Here is a 22,121-nt window from a genome sequence, read left to right as displayed (position 1 = left end):
CCAAAGTACTGGACAACTCATTTTTAGGCGCATAGTATTGTGTTTCTATAATTAAAAATAATCACTCATTCGCTCAAACACTAACTCCCTCAATTCGACATGATTCATGTTTTATTTTCCTTTTGATAATTATTTGATTATCAAACTTGTACAAATGCTTTTTTTTTCTATTTTTATATAAATTTCTTCTAATTTACTCCGCCCAAATCAATCTTATATTCTCAGCCATAACCTCCTTATTTTGCCTTTATCAAATTATGACAATTTGTGATTTTACTCACTTATTTAAGCCCTTTATGTACTATGAAAAAAACTCTACTTACTACCATTCTTTTTTTATGTGCTTTATATGTTGACAGTCTGGGACAAATCCAAATTAGCTCAGGCTTTAGCTATATTGGCGAGGGTGGTTGGGGCAATAAAGCTCAATACGCAGGCTCGGGCATAGATATTAGCGCCAAAAAATATTTGACCGAAAATCTAAGAGTAGGAATGAATTGGGGCGTATATGATATGCGAACCAATCTGATGATTCAAAAACAAAGCGACGCTCTGCCTATTGTTTATGGTCGAATTCTGAAGCGAGTTGCACCAATCAGTGTTTCGGCAGAATATTTTTTATGGAAAAAAAATCTTATAAAGCCTTTTGTAGGACTAAGTACTGGTACCTATATGAGCCAGTATGACACGCAAATAGAGAAAGACTATGAATATCTAACAGCCCGTAAAACCTTTGAAAATAGTATCAATTGGGGCTTTTCACCAAGCGTAGGACTTCAGTTGCAAGAAACAGCCGACCGCTTGGGTCTTTACCTAAAATTTAGTTACACAGGTATTCAATATAACTCTTCACAAGGAGGTTTTACTTCTTTTTATGGTGTGTATGCAGGCTTTAGTTTTAAGTTTGGGAAAAAAGTCTATTGGCGTCCTCCTGTGTTGACAGTACCAAAACCAGCTCCTTATTTCGAATCTACAGACCAACGATAACAAAAAAGCCGAGACTCTCGTCTCGGCTTTTTAATTCATCATCGAAGATAAGCCAAAAGATGAACTGGACACCACTCCAAATACACCGCTCCTCTTCCTTTTTTTTGACTCTTGATGCTCAAACCTAATAAAAAATATTTTGTTGTAGGCTTTAAGCTGTAAGTAATAGACATTTAGCATACCTATTACTTTCAAGCCTTCTGATTACAAAAGATTGTTTTTAGACAAATACTCTGCTATTTGAACAGCGTTTGTAGCAGCACCTTTACGAAGGTTATCAGCCACAATCCACATATTCAACGTTTTTGGTTGAGTTTCGTCACGACGAATACGACCTACAAATACTTCGTCTTTACCATGTGCGTTGATTGGCATAGGGTAAACAAAGTTTTTAGGATCGTCTTGAACGATTACACCTTCAGTGTTTGACAAAATGTCAAATACTTCTTGCAAATCGAATTCGTTTTCGAACTCAATGTTTACTGCTTCTGAGTGACCGCCAATCGTAGGAATACGAACAGTCGTTGCTGTCACTGCAATAGCATCATCCATCATAATTTTCTTCGTTTCGTTCACCATTTTCATTTCTTCTTTGGTGTATCCGTTGTCCAAGAAAACATCGATGTGTGGCAATACGTTCAAGTCGATTTTGTGAGGATATACCGCAGGTACATCTGTACGACCTTCACGTTCTGCGAACAATTGATCAACCGCTGCTTTACCAGTACCAGTTACTGATTGGTAAGTTGAAACAACCACACGTTTGATTTTGTATTTCAAGTGTAATGGATTCAACACAACTACCATTTGGATAGTTGAGCAGTTAGGGTTTGCAATAATTTTATCTTCTTTCGTCAATGTGTAAGCATTGATTTCTGGCACTACCAACTTTTTAGTTGGGTCCATACGCCATGCCGACGAATTATCTACAACTGTAATACCTGCTTCAGCGAAAAGAGGAGCAATCTTCGTAGATGTACCACCACCTGCCGAGAAAATCGCTACATCAGGCTTCATCTTGATAGCATCTTCGAAGCCTACTACGGTGTACTGCTTACCTTTAAACTCAATCTGTTTACCTACTGAACGTTCTGAGGCTACTGGAATAAGTTCTGTTACAGGAAAGTTACGCTCCGTTAAAACTTTCATAATTTCGCCACCGACCAAACCTGTGGCTCCGACTACTGCTACTTTCATTGTTTTACGTACTTGTTTTTGGTTATAGTGAAAAAAATGCTGTATGCTTTTATTAATCAAAAAGTAAGCACTTAACAGCCGAAAAATAAATTAGAAACTTCTAACTCTTTACTTAAAAAGTCTGTTTCCAACCTAGACCAATCACTGGTGTTTGGTCAGATGTTTGATTTATATTTAGTCCAATCTGACTTCTTTGCAACTGCAATTGATTGTATCGAGCAATAGATTTTGACAAATGGATCGTCGAACGAAAATTCAAATATGTGGTAATCACCAAGGCACTACCTAGCGAAGTCCAATAAAAATTACTTGATACTTTGTCACGATTAAAAATCGTATAGAGCGAAACTCCAGCGGATGCAATATTGACCCATTGCATGGCTTTTCGTTGACTCTTAAATTTCAAGAACCTACTACTTACTTCAGGATCTTGCAATTGTAATAATGGAATTTGTAGCGCCAAAGGGTTTTCGAGAGTTTGCCTTTCGTAGATATATTTCATTCCCCAAAAATTACGCTCTACTGCGATATACTTTGGTTTGGGTAGTTCTGTTTGTCCCCAAACTACTCGAGAAGCACTCAGGCAAAATATCACACACCAACCTATTTTTGCAAACTTTGATAAACGCATCATTCCATACTTTTTAAGTGTCAAATAGGGCTTTTTCTACAAGTTTTTGACAAATTGCGAGTAATTTTCTGATTTTCACTACGTTGCGACTCGTCAAAAAGTCCGCAAAATTACTCCATAATCTCCGAAGAGAAAAGAAATTTCTTTAGTTTGAATAATATATTCCTAATATTTTAATAAAAATCTATGCTATACTGTTTCCAAAGGGTTCTTTTTCAGTTTTTTACTCCAAATTCATAACACCTTTGTGGACTTACACAAAAATCTAAAGGAATATCCCATTCGCCCACTTCTTCAATCAACGGTACTGCTTCTTCAAGACATAGACCTATTTTCTGTACTTCCGGTCGGCATTCTGCAAGAAACCTATCATAAAATCCTTTGCCATAGCCTATTCTATTTCCCTTCTCATCAAAAACCAATAAAGGTAATAAAACAACATCTATCACTTGTGGAGATATCAATCGTGCTGAATTAGGTACGGGTTCAGGAATGCCCCACTCGCTCAAGGCAATAGTGTTGGCATCATAAAGGTAGTGTTCCATCTCAAAAGAATTAGGAACGACCCTCGGCACTACCAATTGTAATTGTGGGTATTTTAACTGAAGTTGTTCAATCAGCGGAAAGGTATCTATTTCTTTCTGAATACGAATCGGCAAAAAGAGATGCAAATAATGTATTGCCGAAAAATCGAAGTTTTTCAATACTTTTTCCACAATCCATTCACAGCGCTGTTGATATTCAGATTCAGAAAGGCTATTGCGTTTTTCTTTATATTGTTTTCGTAATTCCTTTTTGGTCATTGGTTATGTGATTTTGTTTTACGGCATTTGTCGGAGCAATATTTGACATCGTCCCAAACTTTTTCCCATTTCTTTCGCCATACAAAAGGGCGCTTGCAAGTTTCGCAAACTTTTGAAGGCAAATCTGCTTTTTTACGCATTCTCATCGCTTTATTTATTTAATAAATCTAATTTCTTATTACTTAAAAACTATTCAAATTAGATAAATGTTAAAAAACAAGTTTTGAAAAATGACTTTTGCAAGTTTTTGAAAAAACTATTATTACCAAATTCCTTTCATTTATTGTCAAAAACTTTCCATTTATGACAGTTCATCGAATACAAATCATAAGCCCTATTTTTAGGTATAAATTTGTATCAACAATAAGGCAATAAAGTTAGAGAGAAAACGATGCCTAGCCACTAAAAAAATTCGTTGTGATTTTAAAAGATTTTAAATTGGTGCAGCTCTTTAAAATCAAAAATATAAGGTCGCAACACACCAAAGTTAAGGATTCGACATACGCATCCGCCAAGTTTATTTCAATTTAAGGGCTTGAAATAAACAATATAAGTAAAAAGAAACTTCATAAGTAGGAGAGTTAGAAGGGCAATAATCTTTTAATGTTGTGCAAAAAGGTGTATCTGGAATCAGGTACACCTTTTTTAATTGGGCATAGTCATGTGGTCAGTGAGACACTGACCACGGATACGCAAATAGTCCGCTGTGATACCTGACACAGGTAGAAGGATATAATCAGATACACCTTTTTATTAGTTGTGAGTTTTGAGTGTAGAGTTTTAAAATGTCCGAAATCAGCCCCCCCCATCCCAAATCCACAATAGGTTACAGTCTTAATTGGTCATGGGTTTATTGCAACAAGTAATCCTTTACTGCTCCTTTACTTATTTTCAGGGTATCGACTCCCCTTTTAAAAAGGTTTTTGTACTTTTGCAGGAATTTTGGGGCAAGTTGTTATGTTTCAGTAATACAAGGGGTTTCACAACTTCATCAACGCTCCAGTTTGGCAAGTAACAAAACGTGCTTTTTAGCAAACAGTTTATAATGAAATTCGAAGAATATAAAAACCTAGATTACGCTCAGGTTGCAGACGAAATCCTTAAATTTTGGAAGGACGAAAAGGTTTTCGAAAAATCCGTCGAAATCCGTGAAGGGCAACCTACTTTTACTTTCTATGAAGGCCCTCCATCGGCCAACGGTACACCTGGTATTCACCATGTGATGGCTCGTGCAATTAAGGATATTTTTTGTCGCTACCAAACCCTCAAAGGCAAGCAGGTAAAACGCAAAGGTGGCTGGGACACGCACGGTCTTCCTGTAGAACTTCAGGTAGAAAAAGAATTAGGTATTACAAAAGATGATATTGGTAAAAAAATCTCGGTAGAAGAATACAACAAAAAATGCCGTGAGACAGTAATGAAATTTACTGACCTCTGGAACGACCTTACCGAGAAAATGGGCTACTGGGTAGACCTTGATGACCCGTATATCACTTACAAAAACGATTACATTGAGTCTATTTGGCATTTGTTGAAGCAGTTGTATGACAAAGGTTTGTTGTACAAAGGTTATACCATTCAGCCATATTCTCCAGCAGCGGGTACAGGTTTGTCTTCGCACGAATTGAACCAGCCTGGTTGTTACCGTGAAGTAAAAGATACTTCACTGACAGCTCAGTTTAAGGTAAAACTTACAGGAAAATCAGGATACTTGTTCGACGCTGCCGATAGCAACAATATCTATATCTTGGCATGGACAACTACGCCTTGGACGCTTCCTGCCAACTCGGCGTTGACTGTTGGAAAAAACATTGACTACGTTTTAGTAAAAACTTATAATCCATATACTTACTTGCCTGTAAACGTAGTATTAGCGCGTGACTTGGTAGGTAAATATTTCAACGAAAAAGGAAAAGACGCTGACTTTGAAGCTTACAAAGACGGCGATAAAGTGATTCCTTGGACGGTAGTAATGGAGTTAAAAGGAGCGCATTTGGAAGGTATCGAATACGAGCAATTGTTACCATACATTCAGCCAGATGCTCCTGCATTCCGTGTAATCTTGGGTGACTTTGTTACGACAGAAGACGGTACAGGTGTAGTTCACACAGCGCCAACTTTTGGTGCAGACGACTTTAGAGTGGCACAGCAAAACGGCGTGCCTGCCATTATGGTAAAAGACGAAAGTGGTAAAGAAGTCCCTATCGTTAATCGCCAAGGTCGTTTTGTAGCTGAAATTACAGACTTTGCTAACGAGCCTGTAAAAGAAGCTTACCTTTCGGATGAAGAGAAAGAAATTGAGCGTGAAAAACAAGGTCGGGACAAATACCTTTCTGTAGATGAGCGCATTGCGATTAAGTTGAAAACTGAAAACAAAGCGTTCAACGTTCAGAAATTTGATCACCCTTATCCTCACTGCTGGCGTACTGACAAACCAGTCTTGTATTATCCACTTGATTCTTGGTTTATCCGTACTACTGCGGTAAAAGATAAGTTGATTGCTTTGAATAATACCATTAACTGGAAACCTGAATCTACAGGAACTGGTCGTTTTGGTAACTGGCTTGAAAACTTGGTAGACTGGAACTTGTCACGTTCTCGTTATTGGGGTACTCCACTTCCTATCTGGCGTTCGGAAGATGCCGAAGAAGTTTGTATCGGTTCTACTCAGGAGTTAATCAATGCCGTAAAACATGCGTTGAAAGACGATGCTTTGAGTGCAGAACAAAAAGAGAAAAACCAAGCATTCTTGACTGCTTCAGAACAAGATACGTTGGATTTACACCGTCCGTTTGTGGATGAGGTATATTTGGTATCTGCTTCTGGTAAAGTAATGACGCGCGAAACAGACCTTATCGACGTTTGGTTTGACTCAGGGGCTATGCCTTTTGCACAATGGCATTATCCATTTGAGAATAAAGATATTTTCGAAAAATCATACCCTGCTGATTTTATCTCTGAAGGTGTTGACCAAACTCGTGGTTGGTTCTTTACCCTTCATGCTATCTCAGCCATGATTTCGGATTCGGTAGCCTTCAAAAACGTGGTTTCGACAGGTTTGGTATTGGATAAAAACGGTAACAAAATGTCTAAACGTTTGGGTAATGCTGTTGACCCATTCGAAACGTTGAAGAAATACGGTGCTGACCCAACTCGTTGGTATATGATTACTAACGCACAACCTTGGGACAACTTGAAGTTTGACTTGGCAGGTGTAACAGAAGTACGTAACAAGTTCTTCGGTACATTGACTAACACGTACAACTTCTTTGCTTTGTATGCTAATTTGGACGGTTATGAGCCAACAGGCACATTAGATAAGAGCATTGCTACAGAACTTGACCGTTGGATTTTATCAAAACTTCAAACTTTAGTAAAAGAAGTAGATGAGTCCTTCAATACATACGAGCCAACCAAAGCAGGTCGTGCTATCCAAGAGTTTGTGAGTGATCACTTATCTAACTGGTACGTACGTTTGGGAAGAAGACGTTTCTGGAAAGGTGATATGACTGATGATAAAAAATCAGCGTATGAAACCTTAGCATATTGCTTAAAAACTGTTGCTCAATTGATGTCACCAATCGCTCCTTTCTATGGAGATTGGTTGTTCAAAAACGTGACGATTAACCAATCAAATGCGCAAGAATCTGTACACTTAACAGATTTCCCTACAGTTCAGACAGAATGGATTGATGAAGATCTTGAAACTTCGATGGACTTGGCACAGCGTATTTGTTCGTTGATTCACTCATTGCGTAAAACTAATAAAATCAAAGTTCGTCAGCCATTAGAACAAGTCTTAATTCCTACGAACGTAGATACGTGGAACAACAATATATTATCTGTAATTGAAATTATCCGTTCAGAGGTAAACATTAAGGAAATCCGTTTTATAGATGAAAAGTCTAACGATATAGACCATTTCTTGAAGAAAAGTGTGAAACCTAATTTTAAAAAAATAGGTCCTAAATACGGCAAAAATGCTAAGTTTTATGTTGAGTTTATAAATTCATTGGAGAGCGAGGGACGAGTTAATAGTGTGATTAAAGCACTTGAAAAAGGAGAAGAAATAGAGATTTATCACGAATCATCTGATCTGACACCTTCAACTCTTATCGGGTATCTTCACCTTGAAGATGTTGAAATCGTAACGAGTGATATTTCAGGATGGCTTGTAGCCAAAGACAACGAGTTGACAGTAGCACTAGATATTACAATCACTGACGAACTTCGTCAAGAAGGTATTGCTCGTGAGTTTGTCAACCGTGTTCAAAACTACCGTAAGGATTCTGGATTTGAAGTAACAGACAAGATTAAAATTGAATTATTGAATACGCAAGCTGAAGTTTCGGCAGGTGTTTTGGCATTCAAAGAATATATCTCACAAGAAGTTCAAGCGGTTTCATTAGAAGTAGTAGATACTTTGAGCGAATCTGTTGAAGTTGAAATGGAAGAATTGGTGCTACAATGGCGAATCGTCGTAGCCTAGTTTATTGAGTGAGTTAGTGATTAAGTGGTTGAGTGATTTTTTAAACACTTAATTACTTTTTCAAAAAAAAATCGCCGTAGATAGAACAGCACAAGCTTGTTACATCTACGGCGCTTTCTTTTTTGATGACTATTGCTAGTTCAAGGCTAAGTCTTGGACTTATTTTTTTTGACAGTTTCTAAACTGTTTAATTATCAATCTCGCCTCTTTCTTGTTAAAAAGCTTACAGAATTAAGCATAAAAACAAGAGTTGTGATACACAAGCCAATAAGTTGCATTTGCGTAAAGTCCTTTGCGAAAAGTAGCAACACACCTATCGAGACGATTGTGCCTAATAACGAAAAGAAAAGCAGGGTATTTTTCAGTGTAGTATTCATAACAGTTATGATTTGGTTTAAAATAATACTTTAATTCATAATGATAAAAAATGATTGGCACTTCTATTTACCTTCTAATTGGAGTATATGGAATAGGTTCTTTGATATAAATGATTACTTCCATGTAACGAAAGTTTCCCACATATTTAGGACTAAAAGATGCAACAAGAGCATAAGTCAGATCTATTTCTTGTCCATTGATTAGCATATAATATTCGTAAAACACAGGTTTGGATATTCCCAATTTCAAGATATGGGAGTTTTTGTTGTTATAAATAATAATGGAATCGGCAATGGACAAATCTTTGGTAAGTCTGTCTAACTGTTTGGCAGTATTTACCCCATTGCTATGATCTACAGGGGGAATTATTTCTTCAGAGTGGCACGATTGAAAAAAAATAGCGCTGGCTATTATCATCTGTAATAATAGGTTTTTCATGGCGAATATTTTAGGTGATTATATGTAGTAAATTAGTAAGTGTATTTTCAGGGCCTAATTTAACAGGATTACTCAAAACATCGGTATGTTTTTTTGATATAATCCACAGAATCAAGGTAATATAAAAATAGATATTTTTTCTTTTCTAAAAAAAAGTCCAATTCACGAAATCCGTTTATTAATCCCTCTCGTACATATATCAACATTTAACATTTATGAGACAATTAAAAAAATAACAGCATGTCCTACTTGGCATGGGTTCCTTTGTATTGTCTCTATTTTACGTTGAGCTGTCCTTAATCCATATATTCCACATTTACAAAAACTCATTTTTATTATGAAAAAGCTCTTTATTTTATCCGCACTAATATTTGGTTCTGTTGTAGCATCTCATGCACAAGCCCTTACAGGAACTCTTAATGGCGTATTGAATCCAGTTGTTGGCAATCTTAATGCTCCTGTAGTAACATCTAATGTTGTAAACCTTACAAATCCATCAAACGGAGGTCTTACTGTTATCTCAGGTACAAGCGGTTTAGTTAATACTGCAACGAGTAACGTAGCACGTTTGAACACCTACGCAGTAGTAAACACATTGTCTAACAATCCTACTGTGGCAAATCTTAACGTTAGTAATACCCAAGTATTAGGAACAAACGTAGCTAACAATACTACTGTTGTAACTAATTTATTGAACAACACCAGCGGAGCAAAATATATTTCGGCAACAGCTCCTACAACAGTAACAGGAGGTTTGGCAAACGTTGGCATTACACCATCAGTTGGTGTGATTATTAATAAATAATTTTTTCAAGGAGTTGTTTGTAAATATTTTACCCGCCATTATAACTCCTTAACCCATAAAAATCAATTGGATAGCTGAAGCCACTGACAGGCATACGTGCTGAGTCGGTGGCTTTTTTATTAAACCATCAACAACCGCCAGTATTTTGGTTGACCTATGAAAACTTTTTTCTTCATCATGACTTGTTTAGCGATAAGTCTGATGCCTGTCCGAGCGCAAAAAGTTTGGAATCTTCATCAATGTATCCAACATGCTCAAAACAATAATCTTCAAATCAAGCAAACTCGCCTGAACCAAGAGTTAGCATTAGAAAAAACTATTTATACCAAAACCGATCTCTACCCTACCGTTCAGTTTTCGGTAAGTCCGACGTTGGCTATGGGGCGTTCGCTTGACCCCACCACTTACCAATATGCGACCAATGGCTTTATCAACAATATTATGGGAGTAAATATGAACCAAGTATTGTGGGCAGGTGGTCGTAAAAAAAACGCCCATCAACAAAGTATCGTTGAACAAGAAATAGCGAGCCTTCAAGAACAAAAGAATACTGTTGCCATAGCCATACAAATCACACAAGCCTATTTTCAGATATTGTTACAACAAGTTTACGTCAAAAGTGCCGAACGTCAGCTCAGTATTTCGGGCGAGCAATTAGCTATTTTTCAAAAAGCCAATACTACTAATCCAGATACGGCTTACAGTGTTTTGGAATGGCAAGCGCAAGTAGCCAACGATGAATTCACTTTGACAAAATATAAGAACGAGTTGAAAACAGCTCAAATTAACCTTGGTACACTTTTGGCATTGCCCGATCCTTTGGGTATTGAAATTGCAGAAATAAAAGACAAAACATTCACTATAGATAGACCTATCGGGCAAAAAAAGGGAGAATATGATTTGTTTTACAAAATGGCGTACTGGCATCCGTCAACCAAAATCACACAACTCAATCAGAAATTGGTGGCCTTGCAATTTGATGCTGTAAAAGCCAGCGCCTATCCTACTATCTCGCTGGCGACAGGAGTATCTTTGCCTTTTTCAAGTCTTTTTCGTGAAGTTGACCAAGCTTATTTGGTTCGTACCGATACCATTCCTGTGTATTCACAAGGGCAATTACGATTGGCGCTTTCACCCAACTACGCATACAGTTACAAAACCACTTCTTTGTTTTCACAATGGAAACAGTTAGCGAGTGCGTATGTGGGTTTTCAAATTAATCTGCCTATTGTAACAGGCGGGCTTCGAAAATACCAACAACAACAAGCAGCCATCAATATCGAAAATGCGCATATTTCGATGCTTTCGGCACGAGCTGAGATTTATAAAGAAGCACTATTTTCGACAAATAATTTGGAAGCGGCTATTTTGCAATATCAAGCAGCACAAAAAACGCTGCAAGTTTGGCAAGTGTATTTTAATACCACCTTACAAAAGGTACAACGAGGCGAAGTGAAAATAAAAGATTTTGAATCAGTCAAAAATAGTTTTTTCACGATTCAACAAAATGCAGAAATAGCCAAATACGATTGGCTTTTGAAAAAGAAAATTTACCAATATTATAGTACTGGTAATATGGAGGATTTGTGAGTTATTGAGTGATTTGTGGTTGAGTGAATGAGTGATTATTTTAAAAATCTATAGCAGTAGAGACGCAATGATTTCGCCTTAAGTTATTCATATCTACCATAGTAACATCAAAAAAGCGGTCGAGAAATATTTTCGGACCGCTTTTTTGATACTATATTTTAGTCTGCTATTGACAGATAATTTTTTCTCCCTTTTTAATTACTACATCATATTCGTAGTACTTTTTGGTTGTTTCTGTTGCCAAAGGTTGCCCAACTACTGAAATAGGTTTGGCGCCATCAATACACTTCAAAAGTGGGTTTGCGACAGTTCCTTTTGCCAGTTTTGCCCCTTTGATTTTCAAAGGTACTTCAGAACGAATACGGCAAGTACCTCCCAATTTTGATAAGATAGTAGCATTTTTGAGTTTGCCATTTTCCCAAGTCATATCCACCTCAAATCCTCCACGAGCTACCAATCCTTTTACTTGTCCTTTTTGCCAAGTACTCGGCAAAGCAGGTAATAGGTGTACTGCACCAGAGTGTGATTGTAACAACATTTCGGCAATACCAGAGGTAGCGCCAAAGTTTCCATCAATCTGGAATGGCGGGTGAGCATCAAACAAGTTACGATATACACCTCCTTTATGATAGTCATATCCTTCAAAACCAATAGGACTCAAAAGGTTTTTGAGAATAATCATCGCATGGTCGCCGTCTAATAATCTTGCCCAGAAGTTTACTTTCCAGCCCATTGCCCAACCTGTACCTTCATCGCCACGACGTAATAAAGAATTTTTCACGGCTTTATACAATTCAGGAGAAGTCCAAGGGTTTACTTGATTACTTGGATGCAAAGCATACAAATGCGAAGAGTGGCGATGATGTACATCTGTTTCTTCAAAATCCTCTGACCATTCCATTAAGTTCCCTTTAGCGTTGATTCTGAAAGGCTGAAGTTTAGGCAATAATTCTTCCAATTGCTTTACAAAAGCAGGATCTTGATTCAATGCCTTGGCTGCTTGATAACAGTTGTTCAATAACTCACGAGTCAAGGCTAAGTCCATAGCTGTTCCTGCTGAAATAGCTAAGTTTTTTCCTTGATACTTATATTGATTTTCGGGAGATACCCCAAAAGCTAACTCATAATAACCCGCATCGTTTTTATCCAAGAAACCAATCACAAATTCTGTTGCGCCTTTCATCACTGGATAAAACTCCTGTAAAAACTGCTTGTTGCCTGTGTACAAATAATGTTCATACACATGACTACACAACCAAGCTGCCCCCATTTGCCAGTTGGCCCAAACAGGATCGCCTGTACCAAAATCACCAACAGGAGAAGTCAAGCCCCAAATATCAGTATTGTGGTGCGCTACCCAGCCTTTGAGATTGTAGTGTAGTTCTGCCGTTTTTTTACCATTTACAGATAAATCTTTAATTAAATTCATCAAAGGCTCTGTCAATGGCGAAAGATTACACATTTCGGCAGGCCAGTAATTCATTTGCACGTTGATATTGGTCGTATAGTTAGAACTCCATGGTGGACGTACCATATTATTCCAAATACCCTGAAGATTGGCAGCCTGACCACCATGGCGCGACGACGAAATCAACAAATAGCGACCATAATTAAACAACAAAGCTACCATTTGTGGATCAGCATCTTTGGCATAATTAACAATACGTTTATCGGTAGGAATATTGGCTGTGCCTTTACTTTCTAGCGCCAAGTCTACACGACCATACAAGGCGTGATAATCTTGGTAGTGCATCTTACGGATACTTTCATAAGAACGCCCCAATGCCAAGCGCATCCATTGACCCGCTTGTTTTGAAGGCTCTAAGCCATCCAAGCCTGGCGATTTGAAACGTCCGTTATAGCTTGTTGCAGCTACTACATATACTTCCGCTTCGGAGGCATTTTCTAAAACTAGCTGATTGTCCTTTACGCTTACTTTGCCTGTTGCAGATTTGATTTGTACCCAAACCTCCGCTTCCATTCCTTCGCCATTCCAATCGTCGTATTGAACGGCTTCTTCTGGCTTAAAACCTCCACGATAATTAGGTTCTACATGTTTAGGTGCTTTAAGTCTAATCTTTAAGATATTGCCATCAACCCAAACCTTATTTTTCATTAAAGATGAAGCTCCAATCGTAAAACCTAAACTACGACCACCTTTAGCTGTCAAACGCATAGCCATTGCTTTATCAGGGAAACTAACTAGTAGTTCACGCTCATAAGTAGCCTTAGGTGTGCTATAGCGAACATGAGTGGTAGAAGTATTCAAATCCAAATCACGGTAATACTCTCCAATTTGGGTAGTATCCGAAAATGTCATCGTAAGGTCAGCAAGAGGCTGATACGACTGTGTAAATGCGCCTTGGAGTTTTTTAGAAAGCTCCTCTGCTTCGGCGTATTTCTTTTGTTTCATCAATGCCTTTACTTCAGGGAAGTACTGAGCTGCATTGTGATTGTTCCAATCTTTGGGAGCACCCGACCAAAAATCGGTATGGTTAAGCTGAATGAGTTCTTTGCCAGTACGACCAAAAACCATAGCACCCAAATGACCATTGCCAATAGGAAGCGCCTCGACCCACGTTTTGGCTGGTGAATCGTACCAAAGTTTATCGGTCTGCGCAAAAGACTGCACACCTATCAGCGAAGCACAAGCCCATAAAAAAAGTTGTTTCATGAAAGGATTTAGTTTAGATAGTTTGATTATCATTAGGAAGTATTAGTGCTGAATTATGAGTTGTGAATTGTGAATGTAAAATAATATTTTACATTGAGTAGAAGCACCAAATTTGATTTAAGTTGTGTGCTTTAGGCTTTCAGGTAACGGCTTTCGGCGGTAGACTTTGGAAAAAAGCGTGTCTGTGGTTATTAAAAACATTTTAACACTCTTTGCCTTGTGCCTGCTGCCTTGTGCCTCAACACATAACTTAAATCTTATCCTGCATGATCACTTATTACTTCAATAATCGTCTTTAAAACATTGATAACAAAAGGGGAAGCCTCCTAAAACTACTCAAAGGTTGTCCTGCCACAGAAACTTTTGTACAGTACAAGGTGTTTTTCTTAAAAAGCTTTAGGCCGTCAACACTTTTCAACTATTTACAGCCTGAAGGATTATATTTTCATTTTTTAAACAAAACCAAACATGTTAAACTTTGAATTGCAGAATCCTACCAAAATTCTTTTTGGAAAAGGTCAAATAGCTACTATAGCCAAAGAAATTCCTGCAAACGCTCGTGTTTTGATGACTTACGGTGGTGGTAGTATCAAAACCAACGGTGTTTACGAACAAGTTATCGAAGCATTGAAAGGTCATGAAGTCGTAGAATTTAGTGGTATCGAACCAAACCCAACCTACGAAACGCTGATGAAAGCGGTAGAAATCATTCGTGCTCAAAAACTTGATTATGTATTAGCAGTAGGTGGTGGTTCGGTGATTGATGGAACTAAGTTTATCGTTGCAGCTGTAGACTTTGAAGGTGAACCTTGGGATATTTTAGCAAAATCTATCCGTACAACAAAAGCAATGCCATTTGGTACTGTGTTGACGTTGCCTGCTACAGGTTCTGAAATGAACTCAGGAGCTGTGGTTACAAGAATAGTAACGCAAGAGAAATTAAGTATGGGTGGACCTGGCTTATTCCCAAAATTCTCTGTTCTCGACCCTGAAGTAATCAAAAGTATTCCTGAACGCCAATTGCGCAATGGTATTGTTGATGCTTACACACATGTATTGGAGCAATATATGACTTATCCTGCCAATGCTTGGCTTCAAGACCGTTTTGCTGAAAGTATTCTACAGACCTTGATTGAAGTTGCGCCAAAGATTTTGGCTGATCCTAGCAATTATGAAGCGGCTGCCAACTTTATGTGGAGTTGTACAATGGCTCTTAATGGTCTGATTCAAAAAGGTGTGCCAACCGACTGGGCTACGCACATGATTGGTCATGAACTTACAGCTTTGTACAATATCGACCATGCCATGACACTGGCTATTATTTTCCCGAACTTATATCGTAACCGTTTTGACAACAAAAAAGAAAAGTTGGCGCAATACGGCGAGCGAGTGTGGAATATTACCGAAGGTACTACCGAAGAAAAAGCCCATGCTGCTATCGAACGTACAGTGGCTTGGTTGCATGAGCTAGGCGTAAAAACACGTTTGTCAGAATACACTAGCGACTACGCTCATACTGGCGAGTTTATCGAAAAGCGTTTTACCGAAAGAGGCTGGAAAGGGCTAGGCGAACGCCGTGATATTACTCCTACCATTGTGAAAGAGATTGTGGAAATGAGCTATTAGTGAGTACTGGGCTTAAACAGATTTTTTTATTGCGTAATAGTGTAATGTAGCTTATACTATTACGCAATAAACATTTTTACTGTTAACTAATGCCTACAGTTTATTGTCAAAATCGTAATAATGAATGTATGAGTAATACAGCGACAAAATTCTGTGTAATAAGCTATTGTGCTCCTAGAAAGATCTGGAGGCACTTATCCTGACCTAAGTATTATCCTAAAATAGTTTTGCCTAAAAAGTACTACATTTGCTTTGAATTTTTATAAACTCAAGTTAAATGTATGAAAAAACTCCTTCTAAGCTTCCTATTTTCATGCCTGTCAATAGCCTTATGGGCTCAAAGCAAGCAATCTACCTATTGTAATCCTATCGACATTGGCTATCGTTATAATTTTGAGCAAATGAACGAAGGGATTTCCTATCGTTCAGGAGCCGACCCTGTGATTATTACTCATAAAGGGGAGTACTATCTTTTTGTTACAATTTCGGGAGGTTGGTGGCATTCCAAAGATTTAGTTAACTGGAATTATGTTGTTCCTGACAAATGGCCGATGGAGGATATGTGTGCACCTGCGGCAGTATCGGTTCGTGATACTTTATACTTGTTTCAATCAACTTTTCAGCAACGTCCTATTTTTTATTCGACCGAACCCGAAAAGGGAAAGCTCAAATTTCTCAATCGTTGGTTACCACAACTACCCAAAGATATTGGGCCTTGGGATCCAGCACTTTTTCATGACCCCGATACCGACAAGTGGTATATGTATTGGGGCTCGTCGAATGTATATCCTATTTTCGGAGCAGAGTTAGATAAGAATAGAAATCTGACTTATAAAGATAAAACAGACTATAAACCATTGATATTTTTAGACCAATATCAACATGGTTGGGAACGCTTTGGCCCTGACCATTCGGATATGATAAAACCCTTTATAGAAGGAGCTTGGATGACCAAACACAATGGCAAATACTATCTTCAATATGCAGGGCCTGGCACTGAATATAATGTGTATGGAAATGGTACTTATGTAGGCGACCATCCACTTGGACCTTTTACCTATGCACCCTACAATCCGATTTCGTATCGCCCAGGTGGCTATATGACTGGTGCTGGGCATGGCAATACCTTTCAAGATGTGTATGGAAATTATTGGAACACAGGCACTCCGTGGTTGGCGGTAAACTGGCCAATGGAGCGACGTATCTCGATGTTTCCTGCGGGCTTTGACAAGGAAGGACAAATGTTTTCGAATACTCGCTTTGGAGATTGGCCTCATTATTTGCCTTCTGGAAAATGGGATAATCGTGACGCTTTGTTTACAGGTTGGATGCTATTGTCTTACAAAAAAACGGTAACCGTTTCGTCAGAACAAGATACGATTCATCTGGCTAAAAACCTTACAGATGAGGGACGTCAAAGCTTTTGGGTTGCTAAACAAAACAAAGCGGGCGAATGGGCAAGCATCGATTTGGGGCACGAATCAGAAGTAAAAGCGTTACAAGTAAATTATATAGATTACAAAAATAATGTTTTTGATTCCGATTCGAGTGTTTATACTTTATTCAAAATTTGGGGTTCAAAAGATGGGAAAAAATGGGAACTATTGCGTGACCTTACTAAAGAACCCAAACGAGATAGACCTTGCGCCTATATCGAACTTGAAAAACCATACAAAGGGCGTTTTATCAAATATGAACATGTATATGTAAAAGCGCAAAACCTTGCGATTGGAGAAATCCGTGTGTTTGGAAATGGCTTAGGACAAGTTCCTGCTACGCCACAAAAATTGGCATCTAAACGTCAAAAAGACGAACGTAATGTAGATATTTCATGGGAAAAAGTACCCAATGCCGTAGGTTATAATATTCGTTGGGGAATAGAAAAAGATAAGTTGTTCCAAACCTATCAGGTATATGCCGACCAGCCTACGACTTTGCAAATTAGAGCATTGAATTTGGGGCAAAAATATTACTATGCCATAGAAGCATTTAATGAAAATGGTGTATCTGTGCTTAGCGGTGTAGTTGGAGAATGATTCTTGATTTTCATAAAATCAAACATGAGTCATCCCGAATTTTGGAATAATTTAAAATAGAGACCTTTTATTTGTACTTATTGGGATTCACAAAGTGAACGATTGTACTGTTTATGAAAAAAGGCGTTCGAAATGAATTTTTCGAACGCCTTTTTTCATACTATATTTCAACATGACACCGCTTTAGACACAAAGCATTACGTCTCTACAACTAGAATACAAATTTTAGAATAATCACTCATTCACTCAATTGTAAATCACTAAATTAAGAATGGCTCATGTTTTGTTGATTCAAAAACTCGAATCATTGAACTTACTTTTGTAAAGCTACTTTCAAGACTCTTGTGCCTGCATCTGTATAGACTCTAATAAAATATTGACCTGAGGTATATTGGCTTAAATCTAGACTTGTCCAGAAATCATTTCCGATACGCTCCATCGATTTTTGAGTCATGGTATTGCCAACCAAAGAAACCACTTCAGCTGTGACAGCTTTGTAGTTATTGTCAGGAACTTTTACCGTTACTATACCAGAAGTTGGGTTAGGATAAACTTTTGATTGCCCATCTGATAACAAATCCTCTTCAATTGCAGTAATAGTCACCGATATTCCCGCCGAATAAGCACTACAGCCGTTGGCATCAGTAACTTTAGCATTATAAAAACCAGATTGAATAGGAGTAAAACTTACTAAACCTTTGGCTGTAGTATACTCAAGTCCATTCAAAGTCCATGTAGGGTTTGTGCCTGTCAAAACAGAAAGCACTCCATTAGTCCAATTTACGGTTGGTGTAATTGGGGTAAATGTAGTAGCTGTAACGCTTGGTGTTGTAATAGTACAAGCTCCGCCATTTGACACTTTAACCGAGTAACTTCCAACAATACTTACATTTAACGTGTTGCTGGTTGCACCATTTAAAGTAGCGCCATTGCGATACCATTGATAGGTATAACCATTACCCAATGTTGCTGTTAATGTACCTGCACCATCTGGGCAAAAGTTGATAGTACTTGCTGGAGTTACGCTTACAGTAGGGGCTGTTACACTTTGAATCGAAACAGCTGCACGAACACTTGGACATTCGAGCGCTCCCACATTGATATCATATAGGTAATAATAGCCCGTTTTGATAGTACTGCCATTGTAATACGCACCTGTAATACTCACTGTATTATTTAATGAAAACGGATACCCCACTAAGTCGGTAGCTGTAGAAGTAAGGTTTTTATTACTTCTATAAATCGAGGCTCCATCTGTACATTCTTGCGTAATGTAATAAGTACCAGCAGCAGGTAATTTGAGGTTCAGGTTAACTACGACCCCTTGGTCTGTTTTGTCATCAATCAACTGAGAATTACTTCTAGTTGTATTGGCAGTTGTTCTGGTTGCCTGTACAGGAATAGTCACAGAAGAAACAGGTGCCCCATCTGCGGCATTTACTACACTAAAAGTAATATTACCAGGTGTTCCTACGTAAATTCTGGCTGTTTTGAGTAAAATTGGCGCTTGTGTAGTCATGATAATAGCTGGACCAAAAAATTCATAGTAAGAGCCATCGCCATATTCATATTTTGTTTTAGCACCAATATTTCCAGAAATTTCACCTGTTGAAACATACAACTTGCTTGTTCCTGTTGGCAGAGTAAATGAACCCGTTCCTCCAGTATATATAAGTGTTCCTCCAGCAGACTGGTCAAACCATTGTACTGATGCAGAACTTGCCGATTTGATAATTGCTGTACTAGCACCGTCACATACAATCGCTTCGGCCGTTGGTGCCACTGTTGTACTTACTATGCGAGTAAATGTTGCTTGATTGTTTCTTGAGTCTTGGTCACTTGCTAATGTTGCTTGTGTTACAAAATTATAGCTCTGTCCAGCTACAACATTCATCGTTCCTGTCAAAGTCACTTCGCCCATTCCTAAAGAAGCCAATGTACCAGTATATGTCCCTGTAAAAGTTCCACTAACGCCAGAGGTATTACTTACAGTTACACTCACAGGAATATTAGAAAGACTGTTTAATCCATTATTTGTAAGGCTTACTTTAATCTGAGTTAAAGCAGTATTACTACAAAATAGTCCCGTTTCTGGAGTCACCAAATTGGTTACTGCAATATCGTTCAATGCTCTTGTAACAGTCAAAGGGATATCGATTACCTCAGCATTAGATACAGAACCACAAGCTGTAACAGCACTTGCACTAGCCGCTTGCGAGCAAATCACACGCATACGTAAAGTTGTGCCATAATTGATAGTTTGAGGTGCTGTAAAATTAAGGGCATAAGCGCCCGTCCCATTTACGGTACTAGTGCCGACTAATTCGCCATCATCATCAAAGCTGCCGTTGCTATTCCAGTCAATAAATGCCTTTAAGATATGATTGCTCGTATTTTTTACAGAAACATTTAACGTTACAGCTTGGTTGGTAGAAACATTATTTCCACCAGCTAAACTTGCAGACTCAATAACATCGCTACCTGAACTTACAGTATTGTTACAATAGGTTACGGTTCCGACGCCACTTACAATCAATGAAAAATCTTGTTTGCTATTAGTCAACGTTCCTTTATGACTTACGGTAATGGTATAAGTAGCCCCAGGAAGTGGATTACTAATCAGGATTTGTTCAATGTTGTCTCTGATATTATCGCCAGTTGTAGCCAACTCTGATGGCTTTTCTGGGTTTAGTGTAAAAGGTAGATAATTAGAAGTACCGTCCGAAACTCTTATGTCCAAATCGTTTACCAGTTTTGGTGTACGATTATTTAGATTAGAAGCCGATGTTGAAGTGATAGTGCCCTCTGGGTCTGTCCACACAATACTCACTCGCAACGGTTCTTGACCAGAAGCAACAACCATTTGTGTTGAAGTTGTACCTTGTGCTAGACTTTTTTCCTGTAATAAATTTGATTTAGAAGTATTCAAAATTACTTTCCCTGCTTTTTCCATGTTGAGCAAACCCCAACCATAAATATAGTCAGGACCAACATTACCTGCGTCCTCTGCTGTATGAATGGCAAGTCCCCTCAAGGTTGCAGAGCGCATGAATTGTCCATCATTCTGCTTAGCATATAATTCTTGTAAAAGAAACAAACTGCCTGCCACCTGTGGACTCGACATTGATGTACCACTCAATGTGGCATAGCTCGTAGTTGATCCAGTAGATGTAGAAAATAGATTTACACCAACTCCTACAATATCAGGTTTGATACGACCATCATCCGTTGGTCCCCAACTACTAAAGTCAGAAATTTTAATATCGGATGGTTTTGTTGGTGCTGCATCAAGGGCATTTACTGCTCCTACTGTCAAAATATTTTTGGCGGTACTTGTTGTAGGCAAAATATCATAACTATCGTTTTTACTTCTTATCACCGAACTTGTATCTGTCGTATTTCCTAGATAATAAACAGTACCAGCATCAGGTCCTGTTTCGCCACGATTATTTCCTGCCGACTTTACGATAAGATAATAAGGGGCGTTATAGGCAATTTTATCTAAAGTTTGTGTATTGCTATCATAGAAACCAAACTTATAATCTTCAAAAGCATTGATGTTGACGTTACCCATCCAACGCCATTTGCTTACGTCAGAATCGTAATTCCATCCTGCTAAATATCCATACGAGTGATTTGAAATAAGAAGGCTACTTGCTGCATTACTGATTTCAGTGTTATCACTGTTATAATCCCATGCACGTAGGTTCGCACCAAAAGACATACCTTTTGCTTGGGCAGATATCCCCGTCGCAATCATAGTTCCTGAAGTGTGGGTAGCATGTTGGTCAAAAGTCGTAGCATTATCTTGTTGGGTAACACGACCTGTAAGTTCTACGTGACTCGAATATACACGTCCACCATCCCAGATACCTAACTTCCCACTCATGTAGCTACTATTACCATTAAGGCTCAATCCAAGGCTACCACCTGTGTACATAGAAGTAGTTCTTGTAGCAGCAGCGGCTTTGGCATTACTATGTGTGATTAAGTAAAGAGGTTGACCTGTAGCATCTAATCCTTTTAGTGAATAGACTCTTCCATCCTTATAAACACCACTAATTGGCCAATTTTTGGCTTTAGCCGATGCCAACGCTTTCTGATAATTATTATCTTCTTGGGTGCTGATTTCGAGAGAAATCGCTTGTTGTTTATTTTGTTGTGAAGTAGAGTACAGACTCTTCTCTTGACTAAAGGTGAGATGTGAGAGAAAGAGTAAATACAATAGAAGTACTTTTTTCATACAATCGGTTGGTTACAAATGAAAGGGAAAACTACATATTTTAGAGAATAATGCGATACACTCATGACAGTTTTTTTGAAAGAAGCGTTGCGTTAACTTTTCAACTTGTCTAGTCCTGAAAAAAGTTGACAAGGATTAGATTATAAAATTTGATTAATATTAGCCTCGGAAGGACTTACTTTCGAGGTTTTTTTCTTCCATTTTATTAATGGTATTTCTTTTTG

Annotated in this window: 13 protein-coding genes; 6 read left to right on the top strand and 7 right to left on the bottom strand. The window is 38.2% G+C overall.

Annotated elements, in window-relative coordinates:
- Positions 1-303 precede the first annotated feature (303 nt).
- Positions 304-987, top strand: coding sequence for a hypothetical protein (locus QM491_RS19805; protein ID WP_283329269.1), 684 nt, complete (start codon positions 304-306; stop codon positions 985-987).
- A 204-nt stretch (positions 988-1,191) separates the two neighbouring features.
- Here the strand turns inward: QM491_RS19805 and QM491_RS19800 are convergent, their stop codons facing one another.
- The 4 genes from QM491_RS19800 to QM491_RS19785 all read right to left on the bottom strand — a co-directional run bounded on the left by QM491_RS19800 (position 1,192) and on the right by QM491_RS19785 (position 3,758).
- Positions 1,192-2,184, bottom strand: a complete 993-nt coding sequence (locus tag QM491_RS19800) for an aspartate-semialdehyde dehydrogenase (protein WP_283329268.1) — start codon at positions 2,182-2,184, stop codon at positions 1,192-1,194.
- Between the two features lie 112 nt (positions 2,185-2,296).
- Positions 2,297-2,818 (bottom strand): hypothetical protein, encoded by a 522-nt coding sequence (locus tag QM491_RS19795; RefSeq protein ID WP_283329267.1) that lies wholly within the window; start codon positions 2,816-2,818, stop codon positions 2,297-2,299.
- A gap of 212 nt (positions 2,819-3,030) precedes the next feature.
- Positions 3,031-3,618 carry a 5-formyltetrahydrofolate cyclo-ligase gene (locus QM491_RS19790; protein ID WP_283329266.1) on the bottom strand — a complete coding sequence of 196 codons (588 nt, stop codon included), beginning with the start codon at positions 3,616-3,618 and terminating at the stop codon, positions 3,031-3,033.
- Complete coding sequence (locus QM491_RS19785; RefSeq protein ID WP_374761269.1) at positions 3,615-3,758, bottom strand: DUF2256 domain-containing protein; 144 nt, start codon at positions 3,756-3,758, stop codon at positions 3,615-3,617. The genes QM491_RS19790 and QM491_RS19785 overlap by 4 nt, the downstream gene beginning before the upstream one ends.
- A gap of 905 nt (positions 3,759-4,663) precedes the next feature.
- Here QM491_RS19785 and ileS point away from each other — a divergent pair.
- A complete protein-coding gene (ileS, locus tag QM491_RS19780; protein WP_283329264.1) occupies positions 4,664-8,107 on the top strand; it encodes an isoleucine--tRNA ligase in 3,444 nt (1,147 codons plus the stop codon).
- A gap of 444 nt (positions 8,108-8,551) precedes the next feature.
- Here ileS and QM491_RS19775 read toward each other — a convergent pair whose 3' ends face one another.
- A complete protein-coding gene (locus QM491_RS19775) occupies positions 8,552-8,923 on the bottom strand; it encodes a hypothetical protein (protein ID WP_283329263.1) in 372 nt (123 codons plus the stop codon).
- 337 nt (positions 8,924-9,260) lie between these two features.
- On the opposite strand from QM491_RS19775, the gene QM491_RS19770 reads away from it, so the two are divergent.
- The gene (locus QM491_RS19770; protein ID WP_283329262.1) at positions 9,261-9,728 is read left to right on the top strand and encodes a hypothetical protein; all 468 of its coding nucleotides are present in this window, start codon (positions 9,261-9,263) and stop codon (positions 9,726-9,728) included.
- 156 nt (positions 9,729-9,884) lie between these two features.
- Entirely contained in the window at positions 9,885-11,318 is a 1,434-nt protein-coding gene (locus QM491_RS19765) for a TolC family protein (protein WP_283329261.1), read from the top strand.
- A gap of 166 nt (positions 11,319-11,484) precedes the next feature.
- On the opposite strand, the gene QM491_RS19760 is transcribed toward QM491_RS19765, so the two are convergent.
- Positions 11,485-13,992: a glycoside hydrolase family 95 protein gene (locus QM491_RS19760; RefSeq protein ID WP_283329260.1), complete on the bottom strand. Its 2,508-nt coding sequence runs from the start codon at positions 13,990-13,992 to the stop codon at positions 11,485-11,487.
- A 468-nt stretch (positions 13,993-14,460) separates the two neighbouring features.
- Here QM491_RS19760 and QM491_RS19755 point away from each other — a divergent pair, with 468 nt between their 5' ends.
- Together QM491_RS19755 and QM491_RS19750 are read left to right on the top strand one after the other, a co-directional pair.
- Positions 14,461-15,618, top strand: a complete 1,158-nt coding sequence (locus QM491_RS19755; protein WP_283329259.1) for an iron-containing alcohol dehydrogenase — start codon at positions 14,461-14,463, stop codon at positions 15,616-15,618.
- 281 nt (positions 15,619-15,899) lie between these two features.
- Positions 15,900-17,654 carry a family 43 glycosylhydrolase gene (locus QM491_RS19750; protein WP_283329258.1) on the top strand — a complete coding sequence of 585 codons (1,755 nt, stop codon included), beginning with the start codon at positions 15,900-15,902 and terminating at the stop codon, positions 17,652-17,654.
- Between the two features lie 313 nt (positions 17,655-17,967).
- Here the strand turns inward: QM491_RS19750 and QM491_RS19745 are convergent, their stop codons facing one another.
- Positions 17,968-21,897 carry a S8 family serine peptidase gene (locus QM491_RS19745; RefSeq protein WP_283329257.1) on the bottom strand — a complete coding sequence of 1,310 codons (3,930 nt, stop codon included), beginning with the start codon at positions 21,895-21,897 and terminating at the stop codon, positions 17,968-17,970.
- Positions 21,898-22,121 lie beyond the last annotated feature (224 nt).

The sequence above is a fragment of the Flectobacillus longus genome (assembly GCF_030056705.1).
Taxonomy (GTDB): domain Bacteria; phylum Bacteroidota; class Bacteroidia; order Cytophagales; family Spirosomataceae; genus Flectobacillus; species Flectobacillus longus.
This window is presented reverse-complemented; position numbering and strand designations above follow the sequence as displayed.